The following is a 14,475-nucleotide window of genomic DNA, read 5'->3' as shown; positions in this document are numbered from 1 at the left end:
CCTTCGCCCGTGCACGGTGAGTACAAGGTCCCGGGCGGGAAGCTCGTCGTCGTCGACCTCGACGTGGACGCGGGCCGGCTGGCCCGCGTCCGCCTCAGCGGGGACTTCTTCCTCGAACCCGACGAGGCCCTGGAGGCGCTCGACGCGGCCCTGACGGGGCTGCCCGCCGACAGCGACGCCGCGGCGCTCGCGGCCCGGGTGCGGTCCGCGCTGCCGCCGGGGGCGGTGCTGCTGGGGTTCACCCCCGAGGCCGTCGCCACCACGGTCCGCCGCGCCGTGGGCGGGGCCACGGGGTGGCTGGACCACGACTGGCAGTTCGTCCACACCGGCCCGCAGGCGCCGCAGACGCACATGGCCCTCGACGAGGTCCTCGCCCGGGAGGTCGCCGCCGGCCGCCGCCCGCCCACCCTGCGGGTGTGGGAGTGGGCGAGCCCGGCCGTGGTCCTGGGCAGCTTCCAGTCGCTGGTCAACGAGGTCGACGGCGAGGCGGCCCGGCGGCTGGGGGTGGAGGTCGTGCGCCGGATCTCCGGCGGCGGGGCGATGTTCGTGGAACCCGGCAACACGATCACCTACTCCCTCTACGCGCCCGGGTCGCTGGTGGAGGGGCTGAGCTTCACCGAGTCCTACGCGTTCCTCGACGACTGGGTCCTCGTCGCCCTCGGCGACCTCGGCGTCAAGGCGTGGCACCAGCCCATCAACGACATCGCCACCGACCAGGGGAAGATCGCCGGCGCCGCGCAGAAGCGGCTCGCCGACGGCACCGTGCTGCACCACGTGACGATGTCCTACGACATCGACGCCGCGAAGATGCTGCAGGTCCTGCGCATCGGGCGGGAGAAGCTGTCCGGCAAGGGCCTGGCCAGCGCGGCCAAGCGGGTCGACCCGCTGCGGCGCCAGACCGGCCTGCCCCGCGAGGAGGTCATCGACTCGATGGTCGCCACGTTCCGCCGCCAGTACGGGCTGACCGGCTCCGCCCTCACCGACGCCGAGCTCGACGCCGCCGAGGAGCTCGTGCGCGGGAAGTTCGCCACGCCCGAGTGGGTGGCCCGCATCCCCTGAGCCTCGACACCGGCCGCGGGCGGGCGCAGACTCGGTCGATGGAGCACCACGCAGCCGTGGAGCGGGGCGTCCGCACCGGGGTCGTCCGGGACGCGGACCGCCCCGGGCGGGCCCTGCGGGTCAGCGCGCACCCCGCGGCCGGCGCCGGTGCCGGGCGGGTCGTGCTCTCGACCTGGCAGGGCGGCACCTGCGTCTCGACCGTCCGCCTCGACCGGGCCGAGGTCGTCGACCTGCTCGCCGCCCTCGGGGCCGCGCTGCTCGCCGACCCCGCGGGACCCGCCGGACGCGAAGGACCCGCCGCCCCCTAGGCGGCGGGTCGCGGCGGGCGCCCGGTCGGGGTCAGAAGACGCCGTTCTCCTCGATCTCCTTCTTGCGCGCCAGGGTGCCGCCGATGAGGAAGAACACCCCGAGCGCGAGGTAGAGCCAGTTGCTCGCCGCGTCGGTGGGCAGGACGGGGTTCGGGGAGTTCGCGACGATGCCGGCGCCCGCGATGCCCATGCCGATGAGGAGCAGGGCGTGCAGGACGACGTTCTTGTGCGCCTGGCGCACCGAGCCCCCGAAGGCCAGGACGGTCACCCCGTACAGGAACAGCGCCGTCGAGCTCAGCAGCGAGACCGTGAAGACGCCGAAGAGCTGCGCGCCGCTGCGGAAGATGCCCATCTCGTCGTAGTTCGTCGTGATGCCCGGGATGAACCCCAGCAGCCCCAGGCCCGTCAGGAAGAACCCGGTGATCTGGGCGTGGCGCCGGACGGGGCCACCGCGGGTCTTGACGATCTCGGCGGTGGTCCCGGCGACCGCGCGCACGTCGTCGGAGGTCGAGGAGGGACGGGAGGTTGCCACGTCGAGGTCCTTCCACGGCCGGTGGGCCGGAAGATCGAGGGGTCGCGCCCCGGTTGAACGGTCCTCCGACCGTGGCACGTCGGGCCGCGGATCGCACCCCGAAGCGCTCCGCCCCCGCGGCGGGGCGGGCGCGGCGCGGCCCGGGGAGGCCTAGGTTCGGAGCAGCCCAGTCCCCACGAGCCTCGACGAGGAGAACCCCGTGAGCGTCCCCACCACCCGCCCCGCCCCCCTCCGGTTCCGCGAGAGCGACTGCGACGTGGAGGAGTTCGCCCGCCTCCTGGACCGGCGCACCGACCCGGCCGACTACCCCCACGCCCGCGAGGTCGCCCAGGGCGTGCTGCTCTACGACGCGGACCGGCTGCGCGCCGCCGTCGCCGACGAGGCCGGGCGCGAGGCCGTGGAGGGGGAGCTCGTCCGGGCGCTGACCGAGGGCCCCGGCGTCCTCCTCGTGCGGGGGGCCTTCCCCGACCTCGACGTCGTCGACCGGGTCACCGCCGCGTTCGAGGCGATGATCGCCGAGGAGAGGGCCGCGGGCACCGCCAAGGGCGACCACTTCGCCGCGGCCGGCGCCAACGACCGGGTCTGGAACGCGCTGGAGAAGCTCGCCGTGCGGGACCCGGAGGCGTTCGTCGACTACTACGCCAACGACGTGCTCGCCCTCGTCGCCACCGCGTGGCTCGGCCCGGGGTACCAGGTCACCTCCCAGGTCAACGTGGTCCGACCGGGCGGGAAGGCCCAGGACCCCCACCGCGACTACCACCTGGGCTTCCTGTCCGACCCCGTCGCGGCCCGCTACCCCGCCCACGTGCACCTGCTCTCCCCCGTCCTGACCCTGCAGGGGGCCGTGGCGCACAGCGACATGCCCGTGGAGAGCGGGCCGACGCTGTACCTGCCGCACTCCCACCGCTACCCGCAGGGCTACCTGGCCTGGCGGCGGCCGGAGTTCCGGGCCTACTTCGCCGAGCACCGCGTGCAGCTGCCGCTGGCCAAGGGCGACGCGGCCTTCTTCAACCCCGCCCTCTTCCACGGCGCCGGGTCCAACGTCTCCGCCGACGTGCAGCGCGTCGCGAACCTGCTGCAGGTGTCCTCCGCCTTCGGGCGGGCGATGGAGACCGTGGACCGGGTCCGGACGGCCAAGGCGGTCCACCCCGCCCTGGCCGCCCGGTGGGCCGGGGGCCTGGACCCCGAGCTCCTCGCCCACGCCGTCACCGCCGCCACCGACGGGTACCCGTTCCCCACCAACCTCGACCGCGACCCCAACGTCGACGGGCTCACCCCGCTGTCGCAGACCGAGCTGCTGCGCCGGGCCCTGGACGAGGGGTGGGACGTCGAGCGGGTCCACGCCGAGCTCGACGCCTACGCGGCCCGGCGCCGCACCGACGGGGCCTGAGGCGTCACCAGGCGACGACCCCGTGGCGGTCGCGGAACTGCCCCGTGGGGCCGTCGGCGCCGATCGTGGCCAGCTCCACGATCGCGTCGGTCCCCTCGGTGACGGTCTGCGGACCGGAGTGGCCGTTGAAGTCCGTCGCGGTGTAACCGGGGTCGACGGCGTTGAACTTCACGTCGGGCAGCGCCTTGGCGTACTGGGTCGTGAGCATCGTCAGCGCCGCCTTGGAGGAGGTGTAGAGCGGGGCGGCGAACGTCGACTCGACGCGGTCCGGGTCGTGGGTCGCCGCGAAGGACCCCATCCCGCTGGTCACGTTGACCACGACGGGGTTCGCGGACTTCCGCAGCAGCGGCAGGAACGCGCGGGTCACCCGCACGACCCCGAAGACGTTGACGTCGTAGACGGCGAGCGCGTCGGCGGCGGTGAGCTCGTCGGCCGCCGCGTGCGGCCCGACGACGCCGGCGTTGTTGACGAGGACGTCGATCGCCCCCTCGTGCGCGGCGACGTCGGCGGCGGCGGCCTCGACGGAGGCGTCGTCGGTGACGTCGATCTGGACGAACCGGACGCCGAGGGCGTCGGCGGCGGCGCGGCCGCGGCCGGGGTCGCGGGCGCCGAGGAGGACGGTGTGCCCGGCCTCGACGAGGCGGCGGGCGGTCTCGTAGCCGAGGGACTTGTTGGCTCCGGTGATGAACGTGGTGGTCATGGGCCCACCCTGACCCGCGGCGGGGAGGCCAGCCAGTGCCCGCCGCGACGGGGGGACGGGCAGTACCAGGCTGGGCCCTGGGGTTCGCGCCCGCGCCGGGGCACGATGGTGGGGTGGAAGGCGAGAACCTCGGCACGGCCCTGCGGCGCTGGCGCGACCGGCTGTCCCCCGCCGACGTCGGGCTGCCCGCCCGGGTGCGGCGGCGGGCGGCGGGCCTGCGGCGGGAGGAGCTGGCCGACCTCGCGGGGCTGTCGGTGGACTACGTCGTGCGGCTGGAGCAGGGCCGGGCGACGAACCCGTCGGCGCAGGTCGTCGCGACGCTGGCCCGGGCGCTGCAGCTCAGCACGGTCGAGCGCGACCACGCCTACCGCCTGGCGGGCCTGCTGCCGCCGGCGGACGGGGTGGTGTCCCACCTGGTGCCCGCGGGTGTGCAGCGGGTGCTGGCCCGGCTCGGGGACTTCCCCGTCGGGGTGTTCGGCGCGGACTGGACGCTGCTGACGTGGAACCCGGCGTGGACGGCCCTCATCGGCGACCCGAGCGGGCTGTCCCCCGGGCGGCGCAACCTCATCCGGGCGGTCTTCTCCCCGGAGGGCGGTGACCTGGCGCGCTGGCCGGTGCGGAACGCGGACGCCGGGCTGCCCGCGGCGCTCGTCGCGGACCTGCGCTCGGCCCTGGTCGACTACCCGCGCGACGCGGGCCTGGTCGCGCTGACCGAGGAGCTGACGCGCACGAGCCCGGAGTTCGCCCGGCTGTGCCGGGAGGGGACGGTGGGGCGGCACGTCTCCTCCCGCAAGACGATCGAGCACCCCGACGTCGGGGACGTCACCTGCGACTGCGACGTCCTCACCGTGCCGGGTTCGGACGTCCGCCTCGTCGTCTACACCGTCGCGGCGGGGTCGGTGGACGCGGAGAAGCTGGAGTTCCTGCGCGTCACCCGGGGGCAGGGCGGGCCGGGCGGTGGGCCGAGCGGCGCTGAGCCGTCCACTCCAGCACCCGTTCCGCCGGCCACGTCGTGACGATCCGCTCAGCGGGCACCCCGCACTCCTGCGCCCGGGCGCAGCCGTAGGGCTGCCAGTCGAGCTGCCCGGGGGCGTGGGCGTCGGTGGACAGGGTGAACAGGCACCCCGCCGCCACCGCCCGGCGCAGCAGCGCCCGGGGCGGGTCGAGGCGCTCGGGGCGGGCGTTGATCTCGACGGCGACGTCGAACTCGACGCAGGCCGCGAACACGGCGTCGGCGTCGAAGTCGCTCGGCGGGCGTCCCCCCGCGCCGACCCGGCCGTGGCCGCCCTCGACCATCCGCCCGGTGCAGTGGCCCAGCACGTCGGCCCGCCCGGACCGGATCGCGGTGAGCATCCGCTGCGTCATGGCCTCGCGCGGCATCCGCAGCTGCGAGTGCACCGAGGCGACGACGACGTCGAGGCGGTCGAGCAGGTCGGGCGGGCAGTCCAGGACGCCGTCGCGGCCGATGTCGACCTCGATGCCGGACAGCAGCCGGAAGGGGGCGAGGGGGGCCGCGAGCGCCGCGATCTGGTCGAGCTGCGCCTCCCGGCGGGCGCGGTCGAGGCCGTGGGCGACCTTCAGCCCCTCGGAGTGGTCGGTGACGGCGAGGTACTCGTGGCCGAGCTCGGCGGCGGTGGCGGCCATCTCGGCCAGCGGGCTGCCGCCGTCGCTGGCGTCGGTGTGGGTGTGCAGGTCCCCGCGCAGGAGGGCGCGCAACTCCTCCCCGCCCTCGACGAGGGGCCCGGCGGCGGCCTCGAGCGCGGCGAGGCGGTCGGGGACGCGGCCGGCGGCGGCCTGCTGGACCAGCTCGGCGGAGGACTTGCCGATGCCCTTCAGGTCCGTGAGGGTCCCGGCGCGCAGGCGGGCGCCGAGCTCCTCGGCGTCCAGGGCGAGCAGGACGGCGGCGGCCCCGCGGAAGGCCTCGACGCGGAAGCTGCTGGCCCGCTCGCGCTCGAGCAGGAACGCGGTGCGCCGCAACGCCTGCACGGGGTCCACGGCCACCTCCGGTCTCGCGGGTGCGACGAGGGGACCACTCTGCCCCATCGCCTCGGCCGCGGCAGCGTCGGCACCACGCACCGGCGTCCTCTATGCTGGTCGGGCTTCGGGACCCGCCTCGGCGGTGCCCGGGTGCCACGCCCCCATCGTTTAGTGGCCTAGGACGCCGCCCTTTCAAGGCGGTAGCACGGGTTCGAATCCCGTTGGGGGTACGCGGTGGACCGGCTGGTCCGGAGGTGGTCACGACCACCGCCGACATCGGGTAAGGTCTTCTCTGCAAGCACGCAAGGCCAGCAAGAAAAGGCCTCTCTGAGGCCCCGTAGCGCAGTTGGTTAGCGCGCCGCCCTGTCACGGCGGAGGTCGCGGGTTCGAGTCCCGTCGGGGTCGCTCGTCGTGCCGGTTTCACCCGGCCCGGCACGGCCAGGTAGCTCAGTTGGTAGAGCGTCCGACTGAAAATCGGAAGGTCAGCGGTTCGACCCCGCTCCTGGCCACCTGGAACGAAGCTCGATCGAAGGCCCCGGCGCCCTGGCGCCGGGGCCTTCGTCGTTCCCAGCTCGGGGAGCTAACCTCCTGCCGTGCCTGCGATCCCGAGCCCCGTCCTCATCGCTCCCGCGGTCCTCGGGGGGTACGCGATCGGGCGCCGGACGGGCAACCGGAAGCTCGCCGGGGTCGCCCTCGCCGCGGGCCTGGGCGCCGCCCTCCCCCGCTGGGCGGGGGGCTCCCCCGCCCTCGCCGCCGCCCTCGCCGCGGGCACCGTCGGCCTGGTGGGTCTCTCGCACCCGCTGTCGCGGCGCCTCGGCCCCTGGCCGGCGGTGCTGACGACCACCGCGGCCGCGGCCGTCCTGGCCGGGATCGGCGACGGCCTCGCGCGACGGGCCGGCAGCGCACGGGCGTGACCCCGCGGGGAGCCAGCCCGGACTGGCGGGCCCTGGCCGCCGCGGCCCCCGCCACCGCGCTGCTGTCGGGGACGAGCGTGCAGTGGGCCTCGCCGGGGCTGGGGGAGCTCGTCCTGGCCGACCCGTCGGCGCTGGTCGGCACCGACGCCCTCGACCTCGTGCTCGCCGCGGACCGGGAGCGGGCGCGGGCGGCGCTGGCCGCCGCGCTGCGCCGTCCGGGGGAACGTCCCGGGCCGCTGCGGCTGCGGCCCGCGGCGCGCCCGGAGGTGCGCCTGGAGGTCCTCGCCCGCACCCGGGGCGGGAACCACCTCGTGGTCGCGGCCTGGGACGTCTCCCACCGCCTCGCCGGCGAGCGCGCGCCCGGCCCCCGCGACGGGCGCGACGCCCCGGCGGGGCCGCTCGACCGCACGGCGCTGGAGGGCCGCTGGGAGCGCTCCCGGACCCGGGCCCGGGCCGACCCCGCCCTGCGCACGTTCGTCCTGCGGTGCGGCGTCGAGGGCCCCGGGGGAGCCGGTGACGCGGTCCTGGTGGAGGTCGCCCGGCGGCTGGCCGCGGAGGTCCGGGCCGGTGACACCGTGGCCCGCCTGGGCGGGGGCGAGTTCGTGGTCCTCGTCGAGGCGGTGCCCGCCACGCACGTGCAGGCCCTCGCCGAGCGGTTGCGGCGCAGCGTCGGCGCCGTGCAGGCGGGCGTCCACGTCGGCCTCTCGGTGGGCTGGGTGGCCGACGACCCCTCCCTCACCCGCGACGCCGTGCTGGCCGAGGCGCACGCCCACCGCACCCTCAGAGGCGGTTCGCGGTGAGGTCGCGCACCTGCGCGTAGCGCTCCCGCACGTGCGGGGTCGGGTCGGCCTCGAAGGTCCGCGACGCGCCGAGGGTCCAGTCCGGCGGGGCCTCGCCGCCGGTGAGCACCCAGGCGGCCTGCCGGGCCGCGCCGTCGGCGACGTACTCCCCCGGTTCGGGGACGACGACCGGGCGGGCCAGGACGGCCGGTGCCAGGCGGCGCACGGCCTCCGAGCGCGCGCCGCCGCCGACGAGCACGACCCGGCCGATCTCGACGCCCTGGGCGACGAGGGCGTCCAGGCCGTCGGCCAGCCCGCACAGCAGCCCCTCGACGGTGGCGCGGGCCACGTGGGCGGGGGTGGAGGTGGACAGGGTGAGCCCGTGCAGGGCCCCGGTGGCGTCAGGGCGGACCGGGGTGCGCTCCCCCTCCAGGTACGGCACCAGGACCAGCCCGTCGCTGCCGGCCGGGGCGGACAGCGCCAGCCGGGAGAGCTCGGCGTGGTCGACCCCGAGCATCCGGGCGGCGGAGTCCAGGACGCGGGCGGCGTTGAGGGTGCACACCAGCGGCAGGTAGCGGCCGGTGGCGTCGGCGAAGCCGGCGACCAGCCCGCTCGGGTCGTGGGTCGCGAGGTCGCTGACGACGCTCACCACGCCGGAGGTCCCGATGGAGACGACGACGTCGCCCACGCGGGCGCCGACCCCGAGGGCGGCCGCCATGTTGTCGCCGGTGCCCGGGCCCAGCCGGGCCCCGCGGGAGAGGTCGCTGGCGGTGGGGCCCGCGGACTCCGCGGGGGCGAGGACGTCGGGCAGCTCCGGCGTCGCGCCGAAGGCGGTGCGCAGCAGGTCGGTGCGGTAGCCGCCGGTGGGCGACCAGTAGCCCGTGCCGCTGGCGTCGCCGCGGTCGGTGACGAGGCGGGCCCCGCCCGCGCCGGCCAGCTTCCAGGTCAGCCAGTCGTGCGGCAGGCAGACCGAGGCCGTCCGCGCCGCGTGGGCGGGTTCGTGCTCGGCGATCCAGCGCAGCTTGGTGATGGTCAGGGAGGCGACGAGGACGCTGCCGACCTGCTCGGCCCACGCCTGCGGGCCGCCGAGCTCCGCGGTCAGCGCCTCGGCGGCGGCCGCCGAGCGGCCGTCGTTCCACAGCAGCGCGGGACGGACGACCTCGCCGTCCTCGTCGAGGAGGACCGAGCCGTGCTGCTGCGCGCCGACGGCCAGCGCGTCGACGTCGTCGAGCCCGCCCGCGTCGGCCACGGCCTCCTCCAGGGCGCGCCACCAGCGGTCGGGGTCGACCTCGGTCCCCTCGGGGTGCCGGGCCCGCCCGATCCGCAGCAGCTCACCCGTCGTCGCGTCGCGCACGACGACCTTGCACGACTGGGTCGAGGAGTCGACCCCGGCCACCACCCGACGGCCTCCGCCGCCTCCTGCGCTGCTCACGGGCACAGCTAAGCGCATGCCGGGAGGGTCCGCGGGCCCGCCGGGTGCTCCGTCCAGGGTGCGACCCGGACCACCGGGATGCCGGAAGGTCTCGCGGGCATGTACCGTTGGTGCCACGGAGAGATGACAGCTGCTCCGGGGTCAGCTCAGCCTGCCCCGGCCGACGCGCGAGGGGGTCGACGCCATGGGGCGCGGCCGTCAGAAGGCCAAGCAGACGAAGGTCGCTCGGGAGCTGAAGTACTACAGCCCCGATACCGACTACAACGCGCTGCAACGTGAGCTTCACGGGCCCGACCCGTACCGTCAGATCGGGCGGCCCGCCGCCCAGGAGGCGCCGGTGTCTGACGTTGAAGACGACGAATCGGACGACGAGTCCGAGGACTGGTCGAAGTACACCGCGACCGACGACTACGACGAGTGGTCGTCCAAGCGCCGAGCCTGATCCGCTCGGGTGCTGCGGCCTGGCCGCAGCACTTCGAAGGCATCGCTGGAGGCGTGCCGCCCCTGCACGACCGTCACCAACCCCGGTGGCGGCCCTGGAGGAGCGTCACGCCTCCTGCGACACCCTTCCCGTTGCTCTCCCCGTCCGCGTCGGTCCGTTCCCGGACCTCACCGCACACCCACGCCGGAATGCCCGCTCCCTCGACGCTGCGCACGACGGCGTCCACGCTGTCGGCCCGCACGACGGCCAGCATGCCGACGCCCAGGTTGAGGGTCCGTTCGAGGTCGTCGGCGGGCACCCGTCCCAGGTCGCGCACCAGGCCGAAGACCGCCCCGGGCGTCCACGTGGTGCGGTCCACCACGGCCGTCACGTGCGCGGGCAGGCAGCGCGCCAGGTTCGCGGCGAGCCCCCCGCCGGTGACGTGGCTCATGGCGTGCACCCCGCCGGAGGCCAGCGTCGCGAGGGCGGGCCGGGCGTAGATGCGGGTGGGGGTCAGCAGCTCCTCGCCCAGCGTGCGCCCGAACTCCTCCACGTGCCGGTCGTAGGCCCAGCCGGCGTCGGCGAAGACCCGCCGGACCAGCGAGTAGCCGTTGGAGTGCAGACCCGAGCTCGCCATCGCGACGAGCACGTCCCCGACCTCGACGCGCTCGGCACCGAGCAGCTCGTCGGCCTCGACGACCCCGGTGACCGCGCCGGCCACGTCGTACTCCTCCGGGCCGAGCAGACCCGGGTGCTCGGCGGTCTCCCCGCCGACCAGCGCGACCCCGGCCTCCTCGCAGGCCCGGGCGATGCCGGCGACGATGGCCGCCATCCGCTCGGGGACGACGCGCCCGCAGGCGATGTAGTCGGTCATGAACAGCGGCGTCGCCCCGCACACGACGACGTCGTCGACGACCATGCCGACGAGGTCGGCGCCGATGGTGTCGTGCTTGTCGACGGCCTGCGCGATCGCGACCTTGGTGCCGACGCCGTCGGTGCTCGTCGCCAGCAGGGGGCGGCGGTAGTCCTTGAGGGCCGAGACGTCGTAGAGGCCGGCGAAGCCGCCGAAGCCGCCGACGACCTCGGGGCCCTGGGTGCGCGCCACGGACGCCTTCATGAGCTCCACGGCGCGGTCGCCCGCGACGACGTCGACCCCCGCGTCGGCGTACGTCGTCCCGGCGCGCTCGGTCGTCGAACTCACTGCTGTGCCCCCTGGGCGGCGTCGGACCGGCTGACCGGCGTGATCGGGATGCGCGGCTTGTCCATCGCGTGGTCGCCGAGGCGGTCGAGGTCGTTGAGCGGGACGGGGTAGCTCCCGGAGAAGCACGCCGTGCACAGCCGCTCGGCGGGCTGGTCGGTCGCGGCGATCATGCCCTCGGGCGAGATGTAGCCCAGGGAGTCGGCGCCGATGCTCTGGGCGACGTCCTCGACGGAGAGGCCGTTGGCGATGAGCTCGGCGCGGGTGGCGAAGTCGATGCCGTAGAAGCACGGCCACTTCACCGGCGGGGAGGAGATCCGGACGTGGATCTCGGCCGCGCCGGCCTCGCGCAGCATCCGGATCAGGGCCCGCTGGGTGTTGCCGCGCACGATGGAGTCGTCGACGACGACGAGCCGCTTGCCGGCGACGACGTGCTTGAGCGGGTTGAGCTTCAGGCGGATGCCGAGCTGGCGGATCGTCTGGTTGGGCTGGATGAAGGTGCGCCCCACGTAGGAGTTCTTCACCATCCCCTGCCCGTAGGGGATGCCGGACTCCTCGGCGTAGCCGATGGCGGCGGGCGTCCCGGACTCCGGGGTCGGGATGACGAGGTCGGCCTCGACGGGGTGCTCGCGGGCCAGGACCCGGCCCATCTCGACGCGGGCCTCCTGGACGACCTTGCCGCTGATGGAGGTGTCGGGGCGGGCGAGGTAGACGTACTCGAAGACGCAGCCCTTGGGCTTCGCCTCGGCGAAGCGGGTGCTGCGCAGCCCGTCGGCGTCGATGGCGATGAGCTCACCGGGTTCGATCTCGCGCACGAAGCTGGCCCCGACGATGTCGAGGGCCGGCGTCTCGGAGGCCACCACCCAGCCGCGCTCCAGCCGGCCCAGCACCAGCGGGCGGATGCCCTGCGGGTCGCGGGCGGCGTAGAGGGTGTGCTCGTCCATGAAGACGAGGCTGAACGCGCCCTGCACGTGCGGGAGGACCTCGGCGGCCGTCGCCTCGAGGGTGTGGTCGGGGTCGCCGGCGAACAGCGCGGTGAGGATCGCGGTGTCGGTGGTGTTGCCGCGGGCCAGCTCGCTGGGCGAGGGGCGGCCCGGCAGCACCGGGCGCTCGGAGTGCGGGTACCGCTCGGCCTGCAGGTCGCGCAGCTCGAAGAGGTTGGTGAGGTTGCCGTTGTGCGCCAGGGCCACGGTGCCGCCGGCGGTGTCGCCCAGCGTGGGCTGGGCGTTCTCCCAGCCGCCCCCACCGGTCGTGGAGTAGCGGGCGTGCCCGACGGCGATGTGCCCCTGGAGGGACTCCAGGGCGGACTCGTCGAAGACCTGGGACACCAGGCCGGTGTCCTTGAAGACCAGGATCTGCTCGCCGTTGCTCACGGCGATGCCGGCCGCCTCCTGCCCCCGGTGCTGCAGGGCGTAGAGGCCGTAGAAGGTGAGCTTGGAGACTTCCTCGCCCGGCGCCCAGACCCCGAAGACGCCGCAAGCGTCCTGAGGGCCCTTCTCGCCGGGGAGCAGGTCGTGGTTCAGACGTCCGTCACCGCGGGCCACGTCTCGAGTGTGTCACACCCCCGCGCCGCGGGCCGACCGGTCAGCCGCGGCGGCGGCGACGGGCGCGGGGCCCGGGACGGGTCCCGGTGCGGCGGTCGATCAGGACCGCCACGAGCCCGCCGAGGATGACCCCCAGCAGGCCGAGGCTGCAGAACAGGTACCCGAACAGCGCCCGCTGGGAGTAGCCGCCGCTGGGCGGGGTCACCGCCGCGACGACGGCCGCGATGACGGCCGCGAGCAGCAGGCCGGTGACGACGAAGGCGCGGAAGCGGGGGGCCCGGCGGCGGGTGACCTGCACGAACGCGGTGCCCTCGCGGTCCGGCGCCTCCTCGGGGGCCGGCCCAGGGGTCTCCTCGGGGGCCTCGGACGGCGGGGTCTGGGACGGCTCGCTCACGGGAGCACGGTACGCGGCGGCACCACGGGCAGCAGGCCGCCGAGGTCGGCGCGGTTGCCGCTGGCCCGGACCCGCCCGTCGGCGCGGGCCTCGTCGAAGCGCAGGGCGCCGGTGGCCAGCCCGATCCAGGTGGTGGGGTCGACCTCCACGACCGCCGGCGGCGTGCCCCGGGTGTGGCGCGGGCCCTCCAGGACCTGGACGGCGGCGAAGGGCGGGACCCGCACCTCGACGCTGCCGCCGGGGTGGCGCGCGGCGAGCTCCTCCAGGGCGTAGCGCACGGCGGTGGCCAGGAGGGGGCGCGGGGGCTGCCCGCCCCCGGCCAGGACGTCCTCGACGGCGCGCACGGCGGCGAGGCCTTCCGCGGGGTCGGTGCGGCGGCGGGGAGGCACCCCCGCATCGTCGCAGCCGGGGCCGCGTCGCGCTCAGGCGCGCACCCGGGACGCGGGGTGCGCCGCGGCGTCGACGGGGGTGTCGGCGGGGGCGTCGGCGGGGGCGTCGGCGGGGGCGTCGGCGGGGGCGTCGGCGGGGGCGTCGGCGGGGGCGTCGGCGGGGGCGTCGGCGGGGGCGGGGTTGCGGTGCAGCGCCACCGCGACGGCACCCAGGACGACGAGGACGACGACGGCCAGGACCGGCACCGAGACGCCGAAGGGGACCCCGGAGGAGCTGCTGAGACCGACCGCGAACGCCGGGACGGCCATCCCGAGGTAGCCGGCGAGGAAGATCCCGGCGGCGGCCTCCCCGCGGGAGCCGGCCGGGGCCAGCGCGGTGGCGGTGCTCAGCGCCCCCTTGAGCAGCACCCCGACCCCGGCGCCGGCGACGACCCCGCCCGCGACGAAGGGGACGACCGCGGCGAGCAGGACGCCCGCGCCGAGGACGACGACGCCGGCGGCGGTGAGGACCAGCCCGAGGCGCACCTGGTGGTGGGGGGCCAGCCGCGCGAGCAGCACCTGGCTGAGGGCGGCGGCGGCGAAGACGGAGAACGCCGTGGCCCCGCCGGCGACCGGACCGGGGTGGCCGAGGGAGGCCAGGACGGCGGGGGCCAGGGAGCTGAAGAGGCCCATCACGGAGAACAGGCCGAAGGAGGCGAGGGCCGCGGCGAGGTAGCGGCCGCGGGCGGCGGCGGGGACGGCGATGCGCTGCACGCGGTAGGGGCGGTGCTCGCGCTGGACGGTCTCGGGGACGAGGGCGAGCGCGGCGGTGGCGAGCAGGAGCAGGACCAGGAACACCAGGTGCGGGACGCGCAGCGGGTCGCCGAGGTGACCGACGAGGAACCCCGCGGCCAGCGACCCCAGGCCCAGGCCGCCGAGGTTGGCGGCGGTCGCGACGACGGCCCCGGTGGCCGGGTGCGCCGACGCGGTCCGCCCGTGCAGCTCGGCGAGGTGGGCGGTCGCGGTGGGGGTCAGCGCCCCCACCGCGAGGCCGGTCGCGACGCGCGCGGCGACGAGCACGACGACGTCGGGGGTGAGGGCGAGGGCGAGGGCGGCGGCGGCTTCCAGGGCGAGGGCGGGCACGAGGACGCGGCGGCGGCCGAGGTGGTCGGAGAGGTGCCCGGCGGTGAACAGCGCGACCGCGACCCCGGCCGCGTAGGCCGCGAACGCGACGGTGACGACCGCGGTGGGCAGCCCGTCGCGCTCGCGGTAGAGCGCCCACAGGGGGGTGGGGACGGTGGGGAACGCCATGGCGATCGCGAACGCGGCGGCGACGATCCAGAAGCCGAGGCGGTGGCGGCGGGGTGAGCTCATGCCGGGCCCAACCGCGCGGCCCGCGCGGCCTTCCGGGCCGACGCTGGGCGGTGGGAGCATCCATCGGGGATCGCGATGGGAGGAC

At 76.1% G+C, this 14,475-nt stretch carries 16 protein-coding genes and 3 tRNA genes; 10 read left to right on the top strand and 9 right to left on the bottom strand.

Going from position 1 to position 14,475, the window contains the following annotated elements; all coding sequences use genetic code 11:
- Nucleotides 1–9: 9 nt before the first annotated feature.
- Nucleotides 10–1,059, top strand: a complete 1,050-nt coding sequence (locus KRAD_RS13720; protein ID WP_012086218.1) for a lipoate-protein ligase LplAB — start codon at nt 10–12, stop codon at nt 1,057–1,059.
- Nucleotides 1,060–1,097: 38 nt separating this feature from the next.
- Complete coding sequence (locus KRAD_RS13715) at nt 1,098–1,367, top strand: hypothetical protein (RefSeq protein ID WP_157873598.1); 270 nt, start codon at nt 1,098–1,100, stop codon at nt 1,365–1,367.
- A 31-nt stretch (nt 1,368–1,398) separates the two neighbouring features.
- Here KRAD_RS13715 and KRAD_RS24420 read toward each other — a convergent pair whose 3' ends face one another.
- Nucleotides 1,399–1,899: a DUF4383 domain-containing protein gene (locus KRAD_RS24420; protein ID WP_012086217.1), complete on the bottom strand. Its 501-nt coding sequence runs from the start codon at nt 1,897–1,899 to the stop codon at nt 1,399–1,401.
- Nucleotides 1,900–2,098: 199 nt separating this feature from the next.
- On the opposite strand from KRAD_RS24420, the gene KRAD_RS13705 reads away from it, so the two are divergent.
- Entirely contained in the window at nt 2,099–3,289 is a 1,191-nt protein-coding gene (locus tag KRAD_RS13705; protein WP_012086216.1) for a phytanoyl-CoA dioxygenase family protein, read from the top strand.
- Nucleotides 3,290–3,293: 4 nt separating this feature from the next.
- Here the strand turns inward: KRAD_RS13705 and KRAD_RS13700 are convergent, their stop codons facing one another.
- A complete protein-coding gene (locus tag KRAD_RS13700; RefSeq protein ID WP_012086215.1) occupies nt 3,294–3,989 on the bottom strand; it encodes an SDR family NAD(P)-dependent oxidoreductase in 696 nt (231 codons plus the stop codon).
- Between the two features lie 113 nt (nt 3,990–4,102).
- Here KRAD_RS13700 and KRAD_RS13695 point away from each other — a divergent pair, with 113 nt between their 5' ends.
- Nucleotides 4,103–5,005, top strand: coding sequence for a helix-turn-helix domain-containing protein (locus tag KRAD_RS13695; RefSeq protein WP_157873597.1), 903 nt, complete (start codon nt 4,103–4,105; stop codon nt 5,003–5,005).
- On the opposite strand, the gene KRAD_RS13690 is transcribed toward KRAD_RS13695, so the two are convergent.
- Entirely contained in the window at nt 4,920–5,984 is a 1,065-nt protein-coding gene (locus tag KRAD_RS13690; RefSeq protein ID WP_041292095.1) for a PHP domain-containing protein, read from the bottom strand. The genes KRAD_RS13695 and KRAD_RS13690 overlap by 86 nt on opposite strands.
- A gap of 139 nt (nt 5,985–6,123) precedes the next feature.
- Here KRAD_RS13690 and KRAD_RS13685 point away from each other — a divergent pair.
- The 5 genes from KRAD_RS13685 (at nt 6,124) to KRAD_RS27570 (ending at nt 7,680) form a co-directional block, all read left to right on the top strand.
- Nucleotides 6,124–6,196: transfer RNA gene (locus KRAD_RS13685), tRNA-Glu, on the top strand.
- Between the two features lie 101 nt (nt 6,197–6,297).
- Nucleotides 6,298–6,371 (top strand) — tRNA-Asp (locus KRAD_RS13680).
- 31 nt (nt 6,372–6,402) lie between these two features.
- Nucleotides 6,403–6,475 (top strand) — tRNA-Phe (locus tag KRAD_RS13675).
- A gap of 84 nt (nt 6,476–6,559) precedes the next feature.
- The gene (locus KRAD_RS13670; protein WP_041292094.1) at nt 6,560–6,880 is read left to right on the top strand and encodes a hypothetical protein; all 321 of its coding nucleotides are present in this window, start codon (nt 6,560–6,562) and stop codon (nt 6,878–6,880) included.
- Nucleotides 6,877–7,680 (top strand): diguanylate cyclase domain-containing protein, encoded by an 804-nt coding sequence (locus tag KRAD_RS27570; protein WP_012086212.1) that lies wholly within the window; start codon nt 6,877–6,879, stop codon nt 7,678–7,680. Before KRAD_RS13670 ends, KRAD_RS27570 begins: the two co-directional genes overlap by 4 nt.
- Here the strand turns inward: KRAD_RS27570 and xylB are convergent.
- Entirely contained in the window at nt 7,661–9,091 is a 1,431-nt protein-coding gene (xylB, locus tag KRAD_RS13660) for a xylulokinase (protein ID WP_238985749.1), read from the bottom strand. The genes KRAD_RS27570 and xylB overlap by 20 nt on opposite strands.
- A gap of 184 nt (nt 9,092–9,275) precedes the next feature.
- On the opposite strand from xylB, the gene KRAD_RS13655 reads away from it, so the two are divergent.
- Nucleotides 9,276–9,533, top strand: coding sequence for a DUF3073 domain-containing protein (locus KRAD_RS13655; protein WP_012086210.1), 258 nt, complete (start codon nt 9,276–9,278; stop codon nt 9,531–9,533).
- 73 nt (nt 9,534–9,606) lie between these two features.
- Here KRAD_RS13655 and purM read toward each other — a convergent pair whose 3' ends face one another.
- From purM to KRAD_RS27565, 5 genes are read right to left on the bottom strand one after another with little or no spacing between them, the layout of a single operon-like run.
- Nucleotides 9,607–10,713, bottom strand: a complete 1,107-nt coding sequence (gene purM / locus KRAD_RS13650) for a phosphoribosylformylglycinamidine cyclo-ligase (RefSeq protein WP_012086209.1) — start codon at nt 10,711–10,713, stop codon at nt 9,607–9,609.
- Nucleotides 10,710–12,254, bottom strand: coding sequence for an amidophosphoribosyltransferase (gene purF / locus KRAD_RS13645; RefSeq protein ID WP_012086208.1), 1,545 nt, complete (start codon nt 12,252–12,254; stop codon nt 10,710–10,712). Before purF ends, purM begins: the two co-directional genes overlap by 4 nt.
- 40 nt (nt 12,255–12,294) lie before the next feature.
- Nucleotides 12,295–12,648 carry a hypothetical protein gene (locus tag KRAD_RS24415; RefSeq protein ID WP_049821203.1) on the bottom strand — a complete coding sequence of 118 codons (354 nt, stop codon included), beginning with the start codon at nt 12,646–12,648 and terminating at the stop codon, nt 12,295–12,297.
- The gene (locus KRAD_RS13635; protein ID WP_012086207.1) at nt 12,645–13,037 is read right to left on the bottom strand and encodes a sterol carrier family protein; all 393 of its coding nucleotides are present in this window, start codon (nt 13,035–13,037) and stop codon (nt 12,645–12,647) included. The genes KRAD_RS24415 and KRAD_RS13635 overlap by 4 nt, the downstream gene beginning before the upstream one ends.
- A 33-nt stretch (nt 13,038–13,070) precedes the next feature.
- The gene (locus KRAD_RS27565; protein ID WP_049821202.1) at nt 13,071–14,390 is read right to left on the bottom strand and encodes an MFS transporter; all 1,320 of its coding nucleotides are present in this window, start codon (nt 14,388–14,390) and stop codon (nt 13,071–13,073) included.
- Between the last annotated feature and the right edge of the window lie 85 nt (nt 14,391–14,475).

Source organism: Kineococcus radiotolerans SRS30216 = ATCC BAA-149, from assembly GCF_000017305.1.
Taxonomy (GTDB): domain Bacteria; phylum Actinomycetota; class Actinomycetes; order Actinomycetales; family Kineococcaceae; genus Kineococcus; species Kineococcus radiotolerans.
The sequence above is the reverse complement of the archived record's forward strand: the minus strand, read 5'-3'. Positions and strand labels throughout refer to the sequence as shown.

What these genes read in the sequence shown, in the direction of transcription:
- KRAD_RS13715 (WP_157873598.1), top strand. Translation starts at nt 1,098, where the DNA reads ATGGAGCACCACGCAGCCGTGGAGCGGGGCGTCCGCACCGGGGTCGTC.
- KRAD_RS13700 (WP_012086215.1), bottom strand. Translation starts at nt 3,989, where the DNA reads ATGACCACCACGTTCATCACCGGAGCCAACAAGTCCCTCGGCTACGAG.
- KRAD_RS13655 (WP_012086210.1), top strand. Translation starts at nt 9,276, where the DNA reads ATGGGGCGCGGCCGTCAGAAGGCCAAGCAGACGAAGGTCGCTCGGGAG.
- KRAD_RS27565 (WP_049821202.1), bottom strand. Translation starts at nt 14,390, where the DNA reads ATGAGCTCACCCCGCCGCCACCGCCTCGGCTTCTGGATCGTCGCCGCC.